The following is an 18,996-nucleotide window of genomic DNA, read 5'->3' as shown; positions in this document are numbered from 1 at the left end:
TCCGCCCCCATCACGACTCCTTCTCGTTTCAGCGGAACTTCTCAATTTCCGAAATTGCCGTATTCCACTTTCGCATCAGCCTTGGCATTCCGGTCGCCAGCAGCGCCCGGCATAGCCGTCTGGCATTAGCCCCATACAGGCTGACATAGTGTGCCCTTCCATCGCGATGCAGATAGCGTGAGGGTTGTGCTTGAGTAATGCTCCCCCAGCTTTGCTCCAGCCAGTCGGCAAAGCTCTCGGAAGCTGTGACCATCTCAATTTTGAGTGTGCCACCGGTGATGCCGATAAAGCCATCACCCTCAATAAGGCCGACATGGAAAGCCAAAATTTGCTCGGGGGTGAGCAACGCTTCATTAGGAGGCTGCAGGGAGAACGTTTTGTTCGGCGTCAGGTTCCAGAACCGCTCCAGATCCTCAATCCACTGTGGGACACCTGAAATGCGCAGCTCAGTCTGGGGGTATTCATCGGCTCTGTATTCTCGGATAACACCGGTGTAACCCGAAGCGGTACGCAGGTATTCCAGCAAGTGACGGTCCTGGGCCTTGAGCGAAATGCCAACCTGATTGATGGTTTTGCCAGCGCTCTCAGGACGAATCCAGCCGTCTGCTGCCAGCAGGCCAGCCAGATAAGAGTTTTCGAGGCTGGGGACACGAAAGAAGTCATGGTCCTTTTCGTACTTGGCCTGTTTGAGCGGGTTTTGAAATGCGACGTTGAGTCGCTGACCACGCTGATTGACTGAGCCTTCGCTGCGGCCCAGTGCCCTCGCGATCTCTGCCCGAGTCATCGAGTGAGCGTGCTGCAGGATAAAGCGGTCCTCCTCAGGAGTATACAGCTGGCAGTCACGGGCATGATGACTCAGCCCCAGTGTGTGAGCTTTACCACGTACCGAGCGATGGGTTCGGCCAAGTGACTGAGCAATCGACAAGGTCGGCGTACCTGTTTCATAGCCCTGCTTCAAGGCCGCTACCTCATCGTCATTCCATGGTCGTTTGTTGATGCTTGTCATACTATGTTCCTTATTAAGTTCATGTGATCAGTTATCTGATCACTCGCACTTTTAACGTATCGCATCTTTTGATTATTTCAACTTACAGTTGATAACCGGAGTGAGCTTGATGCTTAGATTCCATTTGAAAGAATTGATTGCTGAGAAGGAGTTCCAGGAGGGACGACGGATCACGGTGAAAGAAGTGGCAGAGGTAACAGGTATTAACCGTATGACACTTTCCAAAATTATCAATCACCGGGGACACAGTACGGTGACTGACAACCTGGACCGGTTATGTGCGTACTTTGACTGCCCCATTGAAAAGCTCGTGACTTACGTAAAGATGCCGGAGGGTGAGCGTGAAGCAAGATCTAAATGAGAGTGACAGCTTGACTGCTGGTGCTAAGCGCAAAAAACACAAACCGTACCGTGAGCAAACGCCTTTAGGCTTGGAGTCTCTGCTTCAGGAAGGGATTTTTGAGCTGACTGATGAAGATCGAGAATGGATCAATGCGCCTGCTGTGGGGCGGGAAAGGATTGAGTGATGCTAAGTGATAGCAGGCAAAGATCGGTTAGTTTGTTTAATGATCTGGACTGGCCCCGCGAAACCCAGGTGGGATTTGACAACCACTTGGAACAGCAGAGTTCTTGCCTGTATTGGAGCTGCCCGATATCGAGGACATCCTGGCCAGTACCGTCGAATCTGGCGCCCGCAATCGTCGTTTGCTGATCAAGGACAAGTATCAGCGTCAGCGCCGAAAAGAGTACGCCCAGCATATTCATGGCATCGCATCACGGCTAGCCGGTGTAATGCAGGGCCTGCTGATAAGCATCGATCAAGTCACGCTTTGTTGAACTGAATTTCGAACAACTGGAACAGGTCGTCCCCACCGCAGCACTGGAACGTTTTGATCTCCGGCACGAGATGACCAAGAAAGGTATTTTTCGACCGGCGGTATCGATAGGGTAGCGCCAGCTTAATTTTTGTACATTTGATTACCTAGCCCTCTCGTTTTACTCACGGAAAGCAGGTATGCGACATGGACTGTCGTTCTACTTATTTATAGTTACGACTGTCGCTTGGCTCTTGGCGGGCACTGATAGGCAGCTGCGAAACATGAACGTAAGGGCACGATTTGGACGTGTTTGCATGTCATCTATCGACTCCAATTTGCAGCCCTCTCAGAGCCCGCAACCGATATGTAACCTGAAACAGGCATCAAAAAGGATTTTCCGATGAAAAAAATCATTGTGTTCGCTGTCCTGGTTCTCTCTGTGGTGGGCTCTGTCTACGCAGCTAACAACCAAATACTGATGAAGCCCATGAATGCAGTTTTGGCAGAAGATCCACGAAATACCGGCATCAAAATTGAGAGTCACTACAAGGACTATGTCCAACCCTCAGTGCTGGTGATTAACATTGAGTCTATCCCCGGTGACAAGAGCCCCGCTGACGTTTTCCGCATCCTGCTTCAATACGCACACCGGGTGCAGGAAATGGACTTTGAGAACGTTTTACTCAATTCAAAGGGGACGACAAAGTTCATGCTCAAAGGCAGCTATTTCAAAAAGATAGGCACGGAGTACAAGGTTCAAAATCCGGTCTACACCATGCGAACATTCCCCGAGAACGTGTATCTGCCAAATGGCAGTCGGGCATTCTCTTCTTGGAGTGGCGGGTTGCTGGGTGTAACCCGGAAACAGATTGAAGATTTCACGGAGTTTCACAAGCGGTGGTATATAGAGGACATGCTGTAACCATCATCTCACCGGACGACAACCGTATTGCTTCAACTGACAAGGATGCCGCCATGAGTGCACGACAAGATACACTATTCCGCTACCTGAACATGCTGCAGCTCATTCCTCGCGCGCCTCATTACCGTGCGACTTCAACACTTCAGGCGTTGCTGGAAGAGCGAGGTTTCAAGGTGGATATCCGTTCCATTCAGCGTGATTTGGAAAAAATGTCCGGGCATTTCCCCCTTCTATGTGACAAGTCCAGTCGTCCGTTTCGGTGGTCCTTCGACCCTGGGTTCAAAAGTAACCTTCCAGCCATGGATACAGCGACAGCTCTGACGCTGGTAATGGCAGAAGAGTACTTGACTGGCTTGCTACCCCAGGTGGCGATTGACCAACTGGGTGGGCAATTCCACAACGCTCGAAAGTACTTGGATAGCCTTGAGCGAAATAGCTTTGCGCATTGGACACAGCTAGTGAAAGCGATCCCAAACGGGAAAGCACTGATACCCGCACCTATTTCACATGATGTGTGGCAGTGGGTGACCGATGCTTTGCTCAACGGATATGCTTTGGATGTCGAATATCTGAGCCGTGCCAAGAGTCAGGTGAAGTCTTTTGTTCTACACCCACTGGGTCTGGTGGCCCGACACAGTGTGACCTACCTGTTGGCGACCGTGAATGACTACGATGATGTTCGACAGTTTGCACTTCACCGAATTCAATCCGCGACTAGAAGTGATACTGCGCTTAGGCCGAAGGTCGACTTTAATCTTGAGGAATACATAGCCCAAGGAGCCTTTGGGTATCCCGTAGACGGCGGTATGGTCAAACTCAAGGCCAAAGTTCGACCTGATGTTGCCTGGATGCTCTCTGAAACCCCCGTCAGCTCGATTCAATCTCTTGGCGAACCCGATCAGGATGGCTGGGTCTTGTTGGATGCTGAAGTTCCAAACGACCAACAAACTCAATGGTGGCTGCAGGGATTCGGTTCAGCCGTTGATGTACTGGAACCACTGAGTTGGCGCGAAGCCATTCATCAACAAGCTCGGGAAATTCTCGGTTTGGATTAAAAGGGGGGATTTATCAGGCTTCTGCGACATGAACTGTCGCATGCTCTGTCTATGATGCCTGAAACAAACAACGGAGATGGATGACCATGAAAAGAGCAATTGTTTTATTACTTTCCGCTGGGCTCACCGCCACAGCTCAAGCTATGCCTACGGATAAGGAAATTGCTGCCTGTGCCATTGTGGAAGGCGACCTTTCTCGCCTGGAGTGCTACGACACCTTGGCACAGCGCTATGGATTAAATGGCCCGCAAGCACAGTCGGTCAATGTGTCAGGTAATGGGAAATGGGCTGTTAATGTTGAGACGAACCCCATTGATGACAGCAAAACGGTGACTCTTCTCCTTAAAGCCGATGAAGGTCAGAGTCGTTGGGGAAGCCCCGTGGCTATGATTGCCCGATGCCGCAGCAATGAAACAGACCTTTTCATTGTATGGAATGACTACCTGGGTAGTGAAGCGGATGTTCTCAGCCGTGTGGGTACCGAGAAGGCCCGCACTCGCCGCTGGTCTATGTCGACGGATAGTAAAGCAACGTTTCACCCCCAGCCGATCGCTTTTCTTAAATCCATGATGGAGGCAGACAGCTTGGTTGCACAAGTGACGCCATATAACGAAAGCCCGGTGACTGCGATATTTGATATCAAAGGATTGAGAGAGGCCATCAAGCCTCTTCGTGAAACCTGCCACTGGTAAGGGAGAGGGTTATGAAACCGACCACTTTGGGCTGGATGGGCACATTGCTGCTGTTCGTTGGTGTATTCACGCCGATTGTGAGTGTCCCTTTCATGGGGAATGTGAACTATTTTCGTAATGGTGAAGGAGACGGTGTGTTGGTGCTAATCCTTGCCGGCATTTCAGCTATTCTGTTGCTAAAGGAAAAGCTGCGGGGACTTTACTTAACAGCAGGCCTAAGCCTTGCCGTCATGCTATTCAGTTTTTTTCATTTCCAATCTGGTATGTCTGAAGTCAGAACTGAGATGGAGAAAGATCTGGCTGGGAATCCCTTTCGAGGCCTGGCTGACATGGCAATGGAGTCGGTTCAGCTGCAGTGGGGCTGGGCCGTGCTTCTGGTTGGTGTGGGTTTGCAGCTAGCTTGTGCTCACAGCCAAAACAGCAAATGACGCAGGCATCAGACACCATGTACTTTGTGTTGTATCCTTACCCGTTTGAACGAATGGGTTACGAGTATCGGGATGCGCCACTTCAGTTATGACAGTGATTTGACCGGCGGCTCTCTCATGGTGAGAGAGTCTCGGGTCATTGCAGACTTGCTGCTCAAAGACGCAACTCCGGAAGAGTGGCTTGATGCCATCCAGACAGATAATCGGCTCCAGAAGCCCACAGCCGCAACCGCAAGGCGTATAGCGCAATCGGTTCGTAAGCGTCTTGAACGCATGGAGCCTTCGTTCTGGCAAGCGATTCGAGATGGCGATGATGAGCTCGCAACACAAGCATCCTTTTGTGCAGTGCTTGAGCGCAACTTATTGTTGGTCGAGTTTATCGAGTCGGTTCTGCGGGATGCTTTTGTCACCCAGGCCGGTAAGCTGCATATTTGGCAGTGGAGCGATTTTTTGGATGAGCGTGCCCATAAGGATTCCGCCTTGGCCGACTGGTCGATGACGACCAGGCGCAAGACAGGGCAAGTGGCATTCCGGATATTGGCAGAGGTGGGGTTGTTAACCGATACGCGCTCGCTGACGCTTCAGCATCTGCTCGTGCGTCCTGAAGTCAGGGTGTTGCTGGATGATACCTACCGTCATCGTATTCGAGGATGTTTGGAAGTTTCGGGCGCCGCCGCAGGGTGAAATGAGCAAGGAGCCAGCATGAACCAGCCGTTACAAGATCGGCTTAACCAGATCTATGACAAGGTCCAGAGTGAAGAGTTTTTGCAGGGGCAGGGGCTGGGCAATGAAATTGCCTTCTGGATTTTTGATTATCATCCCAAGCACGAGCTTCAGGTACGAGAGCATCTGAGCTTTCTGGTGTCCCAGCTGGGCAAGAAAAATCCGAATATGAAGGTTGCCAGCATAAACTTGCTAGAGGTTATGAGGGATTACCTGGCCAGTCGCAACTTTTTGGAGAAGGCTTGTGCCATGCAGGTTGCGAAGGGTGATACGGCCTTGTTGAAAGCACTTTCCGGCCCAATGCACATGGACAAATTTGCCCCCTTCTTGATGGAGCAAACCCAAGCAGCTGACCAGGATGTGATCTTTTTACACGGCATTGGCTCTGTATGGCCTGTTCTGCGTGCCCACAATCTGCTCAACAAGCTGCATGCGCTTCTGGGGCACAAACCCGTGGTGCTGTTCTACCCGGGGCATTACAACGGGCAAAGCCTGACGCTGTTCAATCAAATACCCAGCAAAAACTACTACCGGGCATTCACGCTGGTACCGCGTGCATAACCCACTGTGACTGGCAAGGATGATGCTGTATGACCATCAAGAATCTTTTCTTTAAGCCTCTCGATCGTTCTATCAATGGTGTGGTTAAAGCCGACCAAAATGATGACGCAACCGTCTGGCAAGAGCTCGATGAGTACGTCGTCACCAATGAGCTGGAAAAGCACTTTCGGCACTTTTTTGAGTCATACAGCACCGACCTGCGTGATCCGTCAATTGCCGGCCGGGTGGGCATTTGGATTAGCGGCTTCTTTGGCTCCGGTAAGTCCCACTTCCTGAAAACCTTGTCTTACCTGTTGGCCAACATTACCGCACACGATGCCGATGGCAGCGAAAAGCAGGCGGTGCAGTTTTTCGATGAGCACAAACTGCGTGATGCCATGATCCGTGCCGACATCGACAAGTCGGTCTCCAATCCTGCTGATGTCATCCTGTTTAACATTGACAGCAAAGCCAGCTCAAACGATCAGGGCAACCCGATTCTCAATGTGTTCCTGCGCGTGTTCAACGAGTACCAGGGGTTCAGTGGCGACCATCCGCATATTGCGCATATGGAGCGCCACCTGACCCAGAAGGGGGTGTATCAGGCCTTTTGTGATGCGTTTGCTGAAGCCTCCGGCATGGAATGGCAGGCGGAGCGTGATGGCTACCAGTTTTATCAGGACGACATTGAGCAGGCGATCGGCAAGGCGCTGAATCTGTCACCAGATGCGGCCCACAAGTGGTTTGAAGAATCCGAAGAGACTTTCTCGGTATCCGTGGAGAACTTCTGCCGTTGGGTGAAGGAATATCTGGACAGCCAAGGGGCTGATCACCGCATGGTATTCATGGTGGATGAGGTGGGCCAGTTCATTGGTTCTGACACTAAGCTGATGCTGACCCTGCAGACGATCACGGAAAACCTCGGCACCATCTGTCAGGGTCGAGCGTGGATTGTGGTGACATCCCAGGCGGACATGGATGCCGTGCTGGGTGAACTGACGTCGTCCAAGGTCAACGACTTCTCCAAAATCGCCGGTCGATTCAAAACACGCCTGTCCCTGTCCAGCTCCAACACGGATGAGGTGATTCAAAAGCGTTTACTGCGCAAAACGCCGGAAGCGGAAGAGCAGCTGCGTTCAACCTGGGCTCAATACGGCGATATCCTGCGCAACCAGATTACGTTTGACCGATCCGGCCCGACGTTGCGCAATTTTGATGGCCCCGAAAGCTTTGTAGCCAACTACCCCTTCGCACCCTATCACTTCCAGTTGGTGCAGAAGGTGTTTGAAGAGATCCGTAAAGTGGGCGCCACCGGTGCTCATCTGGCCTACGGTGAGCGCTCCATGCTGGATGCATTCCAGATGGCGGCTATGAGCCTGGCTAACCAGGAGATCGGTGCGCTGGTGCCCATGCACGCCTTTTATCGGTCGGTCGAAGGCTTTCTGGACACGGCCGTAAAACGCACCATCGACCAGGCCGCTGAAAACTCGGGGCTTGAGCCAGCCGATATCGACATTCTTCGTACCCTGTTCATGATCCGCTATGTGGATCTGATCAAAGGCACCGCCGACAATCTGGTCACGCTGTCGATTGATACCATCGATACCGACAAGCTGGCACTGCGCAAGCGTATTGAAGAATCCCTGTTGCGTCTGGAAAAAGAGAGCTTGATCACCCGCAATGGTGATGAATTCCTGTTCCTGACCAATGAAGAGCGGGACATCACGCGCAAGATCAAAGCGACTGATATCGCCAGTAATGACGAGAACAAGGAGCTGGGCAACCTGATCTTCAAGGACCTGTTTAAGGATCAGAACAAGTACCGCCATCGTCCGAACAAGACTGACTACAGTATTGGCCGCTACCTGGATGGCCACTCACTGGACGGACGCTACGAAGCCGATCTGCGTGTTGAAGTTATCTCTCCGCTGGACTTGGATTACGAGCAGTACGGTGAAGCGGGCTGCATCAACAAATCCACCGAGGGTACAGGGCAGGTTCTGATCAAACTGCCTGACAACAAAACCTTCTTTGATGAGCTGCGAACCTGGCTGAAGACCAACAAGTTCATTCGTTTGAATGACGATGGCACCAGTACGGATCTGACCCGGATACTGGCAGACCGTGGCCGCGAGAACCAGGAGCGCCGCAAGCGCCTGCGGGCCACGCTGGAAGATATGCTGCTCAACGCCGAATGCTATGCCCTGGGCCAGCATCTCAAGCTGAGCCAGAGCAGCCTGTTGTCACGGTTGGATGATGCCTGTCAGTACCTGCTGGAGAACACCTACACCAAGCTGTCCTATCTGCAGGTGCTCCAGCAGGATCCTCTGCGCGAGCTGAAAGCCGTGCTGACCATGGACGACATTGGTCAGATGGGCCTGACACTGGATGGCGAAGCCGGTAACCCGAAAGCCACCAAGGATGTCGAGCAGTACATTGGCCTGCGCGCCTCCGGTAACGACCGTCTTCTGGTCAGCGATATTGTCGAGCGTTTCAGCAAGCGTCCCTATGGCTGGCCGGATAATGAGATCCTTCTGGTACTGGCCCGGTTGGCCGCAGCAGGGCGCCTGACCTTCCACACCGATGGTCCGGCACTGCCACTGGATGAGATGTTTGACCGCCTCACCAATACCCGCAAACGCAGCGAAGTTAAGGTGCAGAAAAAGCGCCTGACCGAGGATGCGGTGCTGAAAAAAGCCCGTAATCTGTCACAGGACCTGTTTAATGCTCTAGGCCCTGAGAACGAAAAAGACCTTTACGAGTTTTACCGGCAGCATCTGGATACATGGCTCACTAACCTGACCGGCTATGAGAACCAGATGAAAACCGGCCACTTCCCCGGTAAATCCAGGGTTGAGGCATCAATACGCACGTTGAAGGATCTGCTATCGAATACCGATAGTGTGGAGTTCTTCAAAGTGCTGACCGATAACCAGGATGACTACCTGGATCTGGAGGAAGACTACCGCGACCTGCATGAGTTTTTCACCAAGCAGCTCCACAGCTGGAAGCAGTTAACAGCTGCAATTACGCACTTCGAGAAAAACCGTCCGGCACTGGAGCGGGATGAAAAAGCAAAATCCGGGCTGAAATCGCTGCATGACCTGTATAAGGCGGACTCTCCCTACAACCAGCTGCACAAAGTCACTGAGTGGATTGAGCAGGTGGAAGCCGTCAACACCGCTTTGCTGGACGAAAAGCGCCAGCATGCCCTGGAACGGGTTGATGAAAAAATTACCCAGCTTCAGGGCGAGATCCAGAAGAGCGGCATCGAAACGCCGGAACTGAGTAACCGGCTGCTGAGGCCACTGCAGTTGATCAAGGCCGATGTTGAGACCGAGTCCAGTATCGCCAACATCTATTTGCTGCAGACAGAAACCGCCAAGGATCGGCTGGACGAGGCCCTGTATGAGCTGGAAACCGCCATACAGGCTGAAGCAGAACGTCAGGAACGTGAAGCAGCGGCTGCATTGAAGGCTGCGGAAGCGGCCAGCACAGCGACAGGCGTGAGTGACGACGCCCCGGCCTTTGTGCCCAAGGTGGTCAAGAAACCGGTTGCGCGGCCCAAGCCGGTTGTCGAAGTCTCCGCGACCAGTGTGTTCAACAAGGTCAGCAGTGGAATCTATTTGGAATCCGACTCGGATATTGAACGGTTTGTGGAGGCGCTGCGCGAAGAGTTGCAGTCTGCAGTGAAGCAGGACAAGCGGGTGCGCCTGAGGTAACGAGCTGACCGTGCGTGTCCCAAAAAAGCGAAAAGCCCCAATGCACTCACAGGGGCTATAACGCCGACCGGGCACTCCCAGTCCACTTGCTGATTACTTTAGAGCGCTGTAAACACGTCGTCAACGGCTGCGGGTGGGGTATATGGCAGTGCAGAGAAATGGATGAACCCGCATGGTGTCGGTGTTTTGATCTGCAATGGGTGCTTGATCTTTTACTGCAAGCTGATCAAGATTGTCCCGTGTCCTAGGACGCAGGACAGATAAGACGAGGCTCTGATGAAAAGTCAAGACATTGTGTTGCTGCTAAAACTGATTTCGCTGCATAAGCACGAAAAAGCCCATGCAGGTGAAAATGGTAAACGATCAGCTTGGCCTAATGATTGGCAGGACTGGGGCGTTGAAATAGAGACCCTGAGTCGTGCTGCAGGTGTGCCGGAGGCGACTGTTTTGCAGGAGCAGCTCTACAGTGTGCGAAACCTTGAACAAGAGACAGGTATCAGTAAATCGCAGGTCAGTGCCAGCCTGAAGCGATGCCTGGACGTAGGGCTTGCCAAGCGAGACCGAAAAACGGATCTTCCGCGCACCAATACCAAGGCTCTGTTCCAGTTTCTGGTACACGGGGTTCGTTACGTTTTTCCGGCCAAGGCCGGCGAATTAACGCGGGGGATCGGTACTTCGTTTGCGGCTCCTGTACTGGAGGGAAAACTGATCTCCGGGGGGGATCTGGTACCCGTATGGCCCGATGCCAGGGGAAACCAAAAGGGGCTGTCCGTCACACCCTTACACCCTTCTGTCCCTTACGCGGTACGGCGTGACCCCGAGCTGTATGCCCTACTGGCGTTGGTGGATGCGATCCGTCTGGGTAATCCGCGAGAAGCCAACTTGGCTGCCGACCTCTTAAAAGCTCAAATGGATGTGAAAGCATGAGTACACAACAGATACAACGTGCGATGCTCAAGCAGGTAGCTGTGGCGCTGGGTCCTGATCTGCGTGCCAGGATGGCGTTTGTTGGCGGCTGCACAACGGCCCTGTACCTGAGTGATGAGTTCACGCTTGAACAAGTGAGACATACCGATGATGTCGATATCATCGTGCATGTGATGGGACGCGCCGACTTCTACACACTGCAAGAAACCCTAAGAAAAGCTGGTTTCCGAGTATCCATGCCGGATCCGGGTGAGAAAACACCTCCCGTCTGTGCCATGCAGCTGGGTGAACTGCGCGTGGATTTCATGCCGGACGACCAGAGTGTTCTTGGCTTCACCAACCGTTGGTATCAACAGGCCCTGAGCACCGCCACACCCTATGAATTGGAGCCTGGGATAACCATTAACCTTGTGGATCCTGTCTACTTTGTTGCGACCAAGCTTGAGGCCTGGAAAGGACGTGGCAACGGCGATGCCCTCAGCAGCCATGACATCGAAGATATCCTGAATGTAGTGGACGGCCGGCCGGAGCTTGTATCCGAGATTGTTGCGGGCCCGACTGAAGTTAAAGCCTATATCGCAGGCGAAATTCGGGCGTTGTTGGACGACAACAACTTCGAGTACGCCGTTGCGAGTCAATCCGGCAACGACAGTGATCGAGAAGACATACTGTTCGAACGTCTGGAAGCATTAGCGAAAGGATGAGTCTGATGCAAATGGAGTGGCAGAGTCGAAAAGGAAACGCCCGATTACACAACTCCGATGCCGTAGCGCTTTGTGCCTGGGATAACAAAGCCGTCATTGCGCTCGTCGATGCGGCTGAGTCCAACACCAGTGTTGAACTTGCCTCACGCTGGGCACGGGCATGTGTTTGGGCTGCTGTTCGCGCACATGATCGCCTGAGTACTTCAGACTCAATCATCTACGCTCTCAAGCATGCTCATACGAAACTCAGATCCCGGCATTTGCATGAGCGTGCCAGCTACCTGATAGCGTCGCTGGACCTGGATCGGCATGAAGGAACTCTGATTTTTGCGGGAGACTGCCTGTTAGGTATTAGCGGCGCGGGTACGCCTGTTTGGCTCAATACCCCGCATACAGTGGAAGCTCATTACCACCATTCTTCAACTGAATGCCCCACGGAAATTCAGGGCGCTGAGCACATCCTGACACGCGCGTTCAAAGGTCGTCGCTTTACCACCCCGGTGCGCCGGTCATTCGTTTGGTCCAAAGGCGTCAGCCTGTTGTTCAGCACCGATGGCCACTGGCGTGAGCATCTGCGTGATGGGGTCTCCCTTACCGATCTACAGGACGACGCCAGCGTTCTGTGCCTCGCCGCTGGGACAACACCACTCAACGTCTTCCAGCACACTGACGCATCGAATCTAATTATTGTTGACCGGGACGATTTGCCCGACATAGATCAGGAAGCGCTATGAACACAGCCAACATCAAGAAATACGCCCCCAAGGCCCGCCAAGACTTCATTGCCGCCATGACTAAACAGGCAGCGCTCTATGGTGTGACGGCCAAAGGCTGTGAGCCAATGGAGATACGCGGTGACCTGGCACTGATCGGCAGCCGCACCTTTCCAAAGGCCATTAGCCGTGCACGCGATGCGTTGGTAAAACGCATTGAGCAGATCGGATTCGCTCAAACGATGGAGCAGGCCGCATACAGCTGGTTTAACCGCCTCTGCGCCATCCGCTACATGGAAATTCATGGCTATCTGGATCATGGTCGCCGGGTGCTCAGCACCGCATCAGGCGAAGCGGGTACGCCTCAGATTCTGGATGATTGTCTTGATATAGAACTGCCGGGCCTGGACAGGGCCAAGGTCGCGGATCTGAAACTGGATGGCACCCAGGATGAAGCCCTTTACCGTGAGTTGCTGCTGGCACAGTGTCATGCCTTGCATGAAGCCATGCCGTTCCTGTTTGAAGAGTTGGATGATGCCACCGAGCTGCTGCTGCCGGACAACCTGACCAAAACCGACTCGCTGATTCGTGCTCTGGTCAGCGCTATTCCTGAAGAGGATTGGCAGGATGTCGAGATCATCGGTTGGCTGTATCAGTTCTACATAAGTGAAAAGAAAGACCAAGTAATCGGCAAGGTCGTCAAAAGCGAAGATATCCCGGCCGCTACCCAGCTGTTCACGCCCAACTGGATCGTACAGTACCTTGTTCAGAACTCGGTAGGGCGCCAATGGCTGCAGACCTACCCGGACAGCCCGCTGAAAGACCAGATGCCGTACTACATTGCACCGGGTGAGCAGCCTGCAGAGGTACAGGCTAAGCTGGATGCTGTCACGCCAGAGAGTATCGACCCTGAATCCATCAAAGTCTTGGATCCGGCCTGTGGTTCCGGCCACATTCTGGTGGAGGCCTACAAGCTGCTCAAATCCATCTACGAAGAACGCGGCTACCGTACCCGTGATATTCCACGGATGATTCTGAACCACAACCTGTTTGGCCTGGATATTGACGACCGCGCCGGCCAGTTGGCCGGGTTCGCACTGATGATGCTGGCCCGCCAGGATGACCGCCGACTGTTCAGCCGAGTCGCCAGTGGTGATGTGAGCCTGAATGTCCTGTCCCTGCAGGAAACCGGGCACCTGGATATGAACCAGCTCTGGCGCTCACTGAACCTTGGGGGCGAGTGGCAGCAGGGCAGCTCGCAGAGCCTGTTTGAGAGCGAACAGGCGGACCTGAGCAGTGCCAAGGCCGATAACCGCTATCAGCTATTGGAGCGCACCCTGGCGCGTTTTAGCGAGGCCAAAACCTTCGGTTCCCTGATTGAAGTGCCTGCGGAAGATGCCGAACCGCTCAAGGAATTACTGGATAAGCTCACCCAGCTGGCAAAGGAAGGGGATTCCATGCAGAAGCCAGCAGCGCTGCAGTTGTTCCCCCATGTGCAGCAGGCGTGGGTACTGGCACAGCGTTATGATGCGGTAATAGCCAACCCGCCTTATATGGGTGGAAAAGGCATGAACGCACAACTGAAAGATTGGGCCAAAAAGTCTTATCCAGACAGTAAATCAGACCTTTTTGCCATCTTCATCGAACGAGGGTTTGAATTACTCAACCCATTTGGCTTTAACGCGATGGTGACCATGCAAAGCTGGATGTTCCTGTCTTCTTACGAAAAGTTGCGCATGAAAATTCTTACTGAGTCGTCCATCGAGTGTATGGCTCATATGGCGAATATGGTTATGGGGATCGCTTTCGGTACAGCAGCCACTGTCTGCAGGAAAGGGGGGCACACCGAAACAAAAGGTGCCTATTGCTATGTTGAGTACGAGGATATTGGCGATGATGATCGGCCAGTTTCCTTTCCCCCGCTCAACGAGAGAAACCTGAAAGCCGCTAAGCAGGCGAGCTCATGAACGTATCCACCACCGATCTCGCTATCGCCTGGCGTAAAGCCAAGGTAGACCTGTACTACTCGACCAACCCGCAGTTGTTCGGGATGGCAGACTACGAAGATAACCTCGTCGAAAATCTTGAGTGCCTTTGTGACCGCATCAATAGTGATGATGAAGGTTGGGTAGTTGATCCTGACTTCCTTGGCGCTTGGATATTGGTACCCAAGTCGATCAATCCCGCTGATGACAAAGAATCCAAAGCAGACTCAGGGCTTATTTTCGCATCACCTGATGACGAATGGACGCGGATGGTTGAGGGCGATGACAAGCCTACCGCAGAGTTCCGGCTCATGGCTCGGTGCAGCATAGATCTCCACGTTCTATCGACATACTGGATGCTTAAAGTCGGAGACAAGTTCGATAATGCACTCAGTGATAACGTGTATGGCAGCCGTCTGCGACGAAACAGACATAACAAGATCAATGAGCAAGCCCTGGGATCCTTCAAGCCCTACCTGAAACCATTCCGAGACTGGCGAGACGGTGGCATCAAAGCTATGAAGTCAGCTTTGGCTGACAAAAAGAAAGTGTTGGCGCTTACGGCGGATGTTAGTAGTTTCTACCATGAGCTGAATCCTGATTTCATGCTGGATGATGACTTCCAAAAGCTGGCAGGTGTTGACCTGAAGGCGCCAGAGGAAAAGCTGCACCGCTTATTCATCACGGCTGTGAAAGCTTGGGCTCAAAGTACGCCGTTAAAGAAGGGGTTACCCGTTGGCCTGCCAGCCTCTGCCGTTATAGCAAATGCTGCCTTGCTCAGAATGGACCAGTTTATCGAGCAGCAAGTTGTGCCACTCTACTACGGCCGTTATGTAGATGACATGATGCTGGTCATGGAGAACACCAGCGGTATTAAGAGTACTGAGAAGTTCTGGGAGTGGATCTTCAGCCGCGATGGAGGCAAAGACCTTTTCAAGAATGAGCAGCGCAGTATCCTGTTCTGTCCACCGTACCTAAAAGGAAGCCGTGTCGCTTTTGAGAACGACAAAAACAAGTTGTTTGTTCTGTCAGGTGAGTCGGGTGCTGCTCTCATCAACGCGATTTCGGAACAAATTAATCATCGTGCAAGCGAATGGCGTTCTTTACCTAACTTGCCTGAATCGCCCGGGACTGTCGCCACTGACCTGCTAAAGGCCACGAATCACGCAGGAGAACAGGCAGACAACCTACGCAAGACAGACGCATTAACGCTACACAGGGCGGGATTTGCTCTTAACCTGCGCGACTACGAAGCCTATGAGCGTGACCTGCCGCCAGATGCCTGGAAGCAGCATCGGTATGCTTTTTATCGTGCGGTTATGGATCATTTGCTTACGCCGGTAAAGTTCTTCGAGCTGTCCCAGTATCTGCCTCGAATTATCAGAATGGCGACGGCATGTCAGGACTTCGAGCGCCTGGGAGAATTGCTTAGGGCGCTGGAGGCGTTGGTTGCGAAGGTTGAACAGCACTGCGAGATTACTATCAAATCAGGCACTTCCGTACCTGATGAAGCGTTTGAATGCTGGAAAACACCACTATATGAATCAATAGCTGAGAGCTTTGTATCCGCTTGGCCTCCAAAACTAAGCCGCGAGGGCAAAATCGCGTGGGAAAAATTCGAAAGCTCATCTGGTGCGGGGACGATTTACGAGTCTCACCTGACCGCGACCCTGGATCTTCGATCCTTTTTGCAAGGTTACCTTGATACCTCTCGTATCCAAAACCTGAACAAAGAGCATTCCCGGCTCTTCAGCTATGACTTGGCACATACCCCTCTGCGCTTTATTGGCCTACCGAAAGAAATGGTGACGCAAAGAGGTGTTCCCGCCCGCAGCAAAATAATGCTCATCGACCCGTCTGGCCTACTTCTCGATGAAGTAATCGCTGGCATTCGAAAGTTGGGAGACTGGATAAAGTTCCAAAAGGGCGTTCCGAGTGGACTGGTCTTCTCAACACGTCCCTTTAGCCTCAACGAGTTATACCTGGTTGCGCCAGACCCGTTTAACCCAACTCAGTGGGAACAGTTAAACGATGCCATCTACGCCTTACGAGGCTTTGAGTTGACGGACCATAAGATGCCTCAATGGGATAGACCCAAGAGGCTGCTGCGCATTCCAGACGGCGAAAAACGGGCCAAGCAAACCATCGCGGTATCAAGTTGGGAAACCAAAGATAGCAGTTTTGTAGCTGCCGTCATGCGCCAGCCTGACCCGGATGTTCGTAAGCGTTTTGAGCGCATTAATCGATTGATTAATGAGCTGATATCCAGACCAGATGGTGCCGGCTACCTGATCCTGCCGGAGCTGGCTCTACCGCCTCAGTGGTTTATGCGCATTGCTGAAAAGCTGAAAGGTAGAGGCATTTCCTTGATCACCGGTGTGGAATACCTGCACGCGCCAAAGAAAAAAGTACGTAACCAGATTTGGGCATCACTGACACATGATGGCCTTGGGTTCCCATCGTTGATGATTTACCGGCAAGACAAGCAGTTCCCCGCGTTGCACGAGGAACAAGAGCTTTTTCGGTTGGCAGGTTTGGAGATGGTTCCGGCTCAAGGTCAGCAATGGAACAAGCCGCCGATTATCCAGCATGGTGATTTCCGCTTTGCATTGATGATCTGTAGTGAACTCACCAATATCCGATACCGCGCAGATCTGCGCGGGGAAATCGACGCCTTGTTTGTCGCTGAATGGAATCCGGATACTGATACCTTCAACGCATTAGTAGAGTCCGCTGCACTGGACATCCATGCCTACATCATTCAGTGCAATAACCGCCAGTTTGGCGACAGCCGCATCCGCGCTCCTTACAAGGATCGCTGGAAGCGAGATCTGCTGCGTGTCAGAGGCGGAAACCACGATTACTGCATTACGGGCGAAATCGACATCCTCGCCCTGCGCCAATTCCAGTCCAGCCACCGTTCACCATCGAAGGGCTTCAAGCCTGTACCCGATGGTTTCAATAACGACATGGCGCACGACCGTAAAGAATTACCGAAAGGGGAATAATTATGAGTCAGGAAAAAACCAAGGATATGAGCCAGTATTTCTATCGGGCTTCGGCGGCGGATTTCATGAAGATTCCTGGTGGGCCGGTGGCTTATTGGATTAGTGAGAAGCAACTAAACTGTTTTGAAAACTATCCTTCTATTTCTAGGTATGCAACCTCCTCAAATGGTGTTCAAACCGGAAATAATGCCATTTATGTTAGACTTTGGTCAGAAGTATCTATTTCAAAAATTAATGATAAGTGGTACCCATACAATAAGGGTGGTGCTTATAGAAAGTGGTATGGAAACTTTGATTACGTTGTTAATTGGCAGGATAATGGAAATGAAATAAAGTCTGAAAAGAACTTTTGCGCACGAGGCGAAGAGTTTTATTTTTCTTCTGGAATTACTTGGTCTGATGTAACAAGCGGAAGACTTTCATGCAGATACTTACCTAATGGTTTCATTTTTGATGCCTCTGGTCCGTCTGCTTTTTTTAAGGCCCCAGATCTTATCGAGATCGGCGTGGCCTTAATGAACACAAAGTTCTCTGATTATTGGTCAAAAATACTAAACCCAACATTACATTTTCAGTCAGGGGATTTTAGAAAGCTAACTTTGGCCCCAGGCTATATTAATGATGAAGTTCGATTGGTCTCTAAATCATTGATAGCTATTGCCAAAAGTGATTGGGATGCTTTTGAAACGTCATGGGACTTCACGGTTAACCCTATGGTAGAAATAGCCCATGATAAGATCCCAATAAGACATGGATATCAGGATCTTTGTGTTAAGTGGGATGAGATGGTTTTAAAAACAATTGAGTTAGAAAAGAAAAACAATAGACTATTCATCGATGCATATGGATTAGCAGGAGAACTGGATCCTGACGTTTTTTCAGAGGAAGTAACTCTTAATTGTAATCCTTTTTATCGATACGGTTCAAAAAAGGATGAACAAGAAATTAGGCTTTTACTTCAATGTGAAACAATTGAAGAATTGTTGTCCTATGCCATTGGCTGCATGATGGGCCGTTACTCCATTGATAAGCCCGGCCTGATTCTCGCCAGTCAGGGCGAAACCCTGGAGGACTACCTGAAGCAGATCCCGTCGCCGCGCTTTATGCCGGATGATGATGCCATCCTGCCGCTGACCGATCAGGAATGGTTTGCCGACGACGCTACCAACCGCTTCCGTGAGTTTGTCCGAGTAGTTTGGGGCGATGAGCACCTGCAGGAAAACCTCGATTTCGTGGCCGAAAGCCTGTGCCTGCACGCTATCAAACCCAAGCGGGGCGAATCCGCCCTGGATACCATCCGCCGCTACCTGAGCACCCAGTTCTATAAGGATCATATGCGCACCTACAAGAAGCGCCCGATCTACTGGTTGTTCAGCTCAGGCAAGCAGAAGGCTTTCGAATGTCTGGTCTACTTGCATCGCTACAACGAAGGTACCCTGGCACGTATGCGTACCGAATACGTGATTCCGCTTACCGCTAAGCTTACTGCCTATGCTGACAAGCTGGAGCAGGATAAGGCCGCCAGCACATCCGCTGCTGAAACCAAGCGCTTGGAAAAAGAGATCAACACCCTGCACAAACAGCAGGCTGAACTGGCTGAGTTTGATGAAAAACTCCGTCACTTTGCAGACCAGCGAATCGCACTGGATCTGGATGATGGCGTGAAGGTGAACTATGGCAAGTTTGGGGATCTGTTGGCTGAAGTAAAAGCTGTGACGGGTGAAAAGCCTCAGTGAGCTACTCGCGAAATAAA

At 51.9% G+C, this 18,996-nt stretch carries 17 protein-coding genes; 16 read left to right on the top strand and 1 reads right to left on the bottom strand.

Features of this window, described 5'->3' with window-relative positions; genetic code table 11:
* Positions 1-28: 28 nt before the first annotated feature.
* Positions 29-1,006: a hypothetical protein gene (locus LN244_RS14215; RefSeq protein WP_239040434.1), complete on the bottom strand. Its 978-nt coding sequence runs from the start codon at positions 1,004-1,006 to the stop codon at positions 29-31.
* 109 nt (positions 1,007-1,115) lie between these two features.
* On the opposite strand from LN244_RS14215, the gene LN244_RS16460 reads away from it, so the two are divergent.
* From LN244_RS16460 to pglX (LN244_RS14135), 16 genes are all read left to right on the top strand, one after another.
* The gene (locus tag LN244_RS16460; RefSeq protein ID WP_275424693.1) at positions 1,116-1,367 is read left to right on the top strand and encodes a helix-turn-helix domain-containing protein; all 252 of its coding nucleotides are present in this window, start codon (positions 1,116-1,118) and stop codon (positions 1,365-1,367) included.
* Entirely contained in the window at positions 1,348-1,533 is a 186-nt protein-coding gene (locus LN244_RS14205; protein ID WP_239040433.1) for a hypothetical protein, read from the top strand. The genes LN244_RS16460 and LN244_RS14205 overlap by 20 nt, the downstream gene beginning before the upstream one ends.
* 103 nt (positions 1,534-1,636) lie before the next feature.
* Positions 1,637-1,843: a hypothetical protein gene (locus LN244_RS14200; RefSeq protein WP_239040432.1), complete on the top strand. Its 207-nt coding sequence runs from the start codon at positions 1,637-1,639 to the stop codon at positions 1,841-1,843.
* 381 nt (positions 1,844-2,224) lie between these two features.
* The gene (locus LN244_RS14195) at positions 2,225-2,746 is read left to right on the top strand and encodes a hypothetical protein (RefSeq protein WP_239040431.1); all 522 of its coding nucleotides are present in this window, start codon (positions 2,225-2,227) and stop codon (positions 2,744-2,746) included.
* Between the two features lie 53 nt (positions 2,747-2,799).
* Positions 2,800-3,801, top strand: coding sequence for a helix-turn-helix transcriptional regulator (locus tag LN244_RS14190; RefSeq protein ID WP_239040430.1), 1,002 nt, complete (start codon positions 2,800-2,802; stop codon positions 3,799-3,801).
* An 86-nt stretch (positions 3,802-3,887) separates the two neighbouring features.
* A complete protein-coding gene (locus LN244_RS14185; RefSeq protein WP_239040429.1) occupies positions 3,888-4,493 on the top strand; it encodes a type VI secretion system-associated protein TagO in 606 nt (201 codons plus the stop codon).
* A gap of 11 nt (positions 4,494-4,504) precedes the next feature.
* Entirely contained in the window at positions 4,505-4,921 is a 417-nt protein-coding gene (locus LN244_RS14180) for a hypothetical protein (protein ID WP_239040428.1), read from the top strand.
* A gap of 72 nt (positions 4,922-4,993) precedes the next feature.
* Positions 4,994-5,605 (top strand): DUF1819 family protein, encoded by a 612-nt coding sequence (locus LN244_RS14175; RefSeq protein WP_239040427.1) that lies wholly within the window; start codon positions 4,994-4,996, stop codon positions 5,603-5,605.
* Between the two features lie 18 nt (positions 5,606-5,623).
* Positions 5,624-6,205, top strand: coding sequence for a DUF1788 domain-containing protein (locus tag LN244_RS14170; RefSeq protein ID WP_239040426.1), 582 nt, complete (start codon positions 5,624-5,626; stop codon positions 6,203-6,205).
* 29 nt (positions 6,206-6,234) lie between these two features.
* Positions 6,235-9,906, top strand: a complete 3,672-nt coding sequence (gene brxC / locus LN244_RS14165) for a BREX system P-loop protein BrxC (protein WP_239040425.1) — start codon at positions 6,235-6,237, stop codon at positions 9,904-9,906.
* 276 nt (positions 9,907-10,182) lie between these two features.
* On the top strand, positions 10,183-10,833 hold the full coding sequence (locus LN244_RS14160) for a hypothetical protein (protein WP_239040424.1): 651 nt from the start codon (positions 10,183-10,185) through the stop codon (positions 10,831-10,833).
* Entirely contained in the window at positions 10,830-11,537 is a 708-nt protein-coding gene (locus tag LN244_RS14155; protein ID WP_239040423.1) for a hypothetical protein, read from the top strand. The genes LN244_RS14160 and LN244_RS14155 overlap by 4 nt, the downstream gene beginning before the upstream one ends.
* Positions 11,534-12,271, top strand: coding sequence for a hypothetical protein (locus LN244_RS14150; protein WP_239040422.1), 738 nt, complete (start codon positions 11,534-11,536; stop codon positions 12,269-12,271). Before LN244_RS14155 ends, LN244_RS14150 begins: the two co-directional genes overlap by 4 nt.
* Entirely contained in the window at positions 12,268-14,217 is a 1,950-nt protein-coding gene (gene pglX / locus LN244_RS14145; protein ID WP_239040421.1) for a BREX-1 system adenine-specific DNA-methyltransferase PglX, read from the top strand. Before LN244_RS14150 ends, pglX (LN244_RS14145) begins: the two co-directional genes overlap by 4 nt.
* A complete protein-coding gene (locus LN244_RS14140) occupies positions 14,214-17,243 on the top strand; it encodes a reverse transcriptase domain-containing protein (protein WP_239040420.1) in 3,030 nt (1,009 codons plus the stop codon). Before pglX (LN244_RS14145) ends, LN244_RS14140 begins: the two co-directional genes overlap by 4 nt.
* 2 nt (positions 17,244-17,245) lie before the next feature.
* Positions 17,246-18,979 (top strand): BREX-1 system adenine-specific DNA-methyltransferase PglX, encoded by a 1,734-nt coding sequence (pglX, locus tag LN244_RS14135; protein ID WP_239040419.1) that lies wholly within the window; start codon positions 17,246-17,248, stop codon positions 18,977-18,979.
* Positions 18,980-18,996: the final 17 nt, after the last annotated feature.

The sequence above is a fragment of the Marinobacterium sediminicola genome (genome assembly GCF_022343685.1).
Taxonomy (GTDB): Bacteria; Pseudomonadota; Gammaproteobacteria; order Pseudomonadales; family Balneatricaceae; genus Marinobacterium; species Marinobacterium sediminicola.
The sequence above is the reverse complement of the archived record's forward strand: the minus strand, read 5'-3'. Positions and strand labels throughout refer to the sequence as shown.

Coding starts and splice junctions, on each gene's coding strand:
- LN244_RS14215 (WP_239040434.1), bottom strand. CDS start 1,006: ATGACAAGCATCAACAAACGACCATGGAATGACGATGAGGTAGCGGCC.
- LN244_RS16460 (WP_275424693.1), top strand. CDS start 1,116: ATGCTTAGATTCCATTTGAAAGAATTGATTGCTGAGAAGGAGTTCCAG.
- LN244_RS14195 (WP_239040431.1), top strand. CDS start 2,225: ATGAAAAAAATCATTGTGTTCGCTGTCCTGGTTCTCTCTGTGGTGGGC.
- LN244_RS14190 (WP_239040430.1), top strand. CDS start 2,800: ATGAGTGCACGACAAGATACACTATTCCGCTACCTGAACATGCTGCAG.
- LN244_RS14185 (WP_239040429.1), top strand. CDS start 3,888: ATGAAAAGAGCAATTGTTTTATTACTTTCCGCTGGGCTCACCGCCACA.
- LN244_RS14180 (WP_239040428.1), top strand. CDS start 4,505: ATGAAACCGACCACTTTGGGCTGGATGGGCACATTGCTGCTGTTCGTT.
- LN244_RS14175 (WP_239040427.1), top strand. CDS start 4,994: ATGCGCCACTTCAGTTATGACAGTGATTTGACCGGCGGCTCTCTCATG.
- LN244_RS14170 (WP_239040426.1), top strand. CDS start 5,624: ATGAACCAGCCGTTACAAGATCGGCTTAACCAGATCTATGACAAGGTC.
- brxC (WP_239040425.1), top strand. CDS start 6,235: ATGACCATCAAGAATCTTTTCTTTAAGCCTCTCGATCGTTCTATCAAT.
- LN244_RS14160 (WP_239040424.1), top strand. CDS start 10,183: ATGAAAAGTCAAGACATTGTGTTGCTGCTAAAACTGATTTCGCTGCAT.
- LN244_RS14155 (WP_239040423.1), top strand. CDS start 10,830: ATGAGTACACAACAGATACAACGTGCGATGCTCAAGCAGGTAGCTGTG.
- LN244_RS14150 (WP_239040422.1), top strand. CDS start 11,534: ATGAGTCTGATGCAAATGGAGTGGCAGAGTCGAAAAGGAAACGCCCGA.
- pglX (WP_239040421.1), top strand. CDS start 12,268: ATGAACACAGCCAACATCAAGAAATACGCCCCCAAGGCCCGCCAAGAC.
- LN244_RS14140 (WP_239040420.1), top strand. CDS start 14,214: ATGAACGTATCCACCACCGATCTCGCTATCGCCTGGCGTAAAGCCAAG.
- pglX (WP_239040419.1), top strand. CDS start 17,246: ATGAGTCAGGAAAAAACCAAGGATATGAGCCAGTATTTCTATCGGGCT.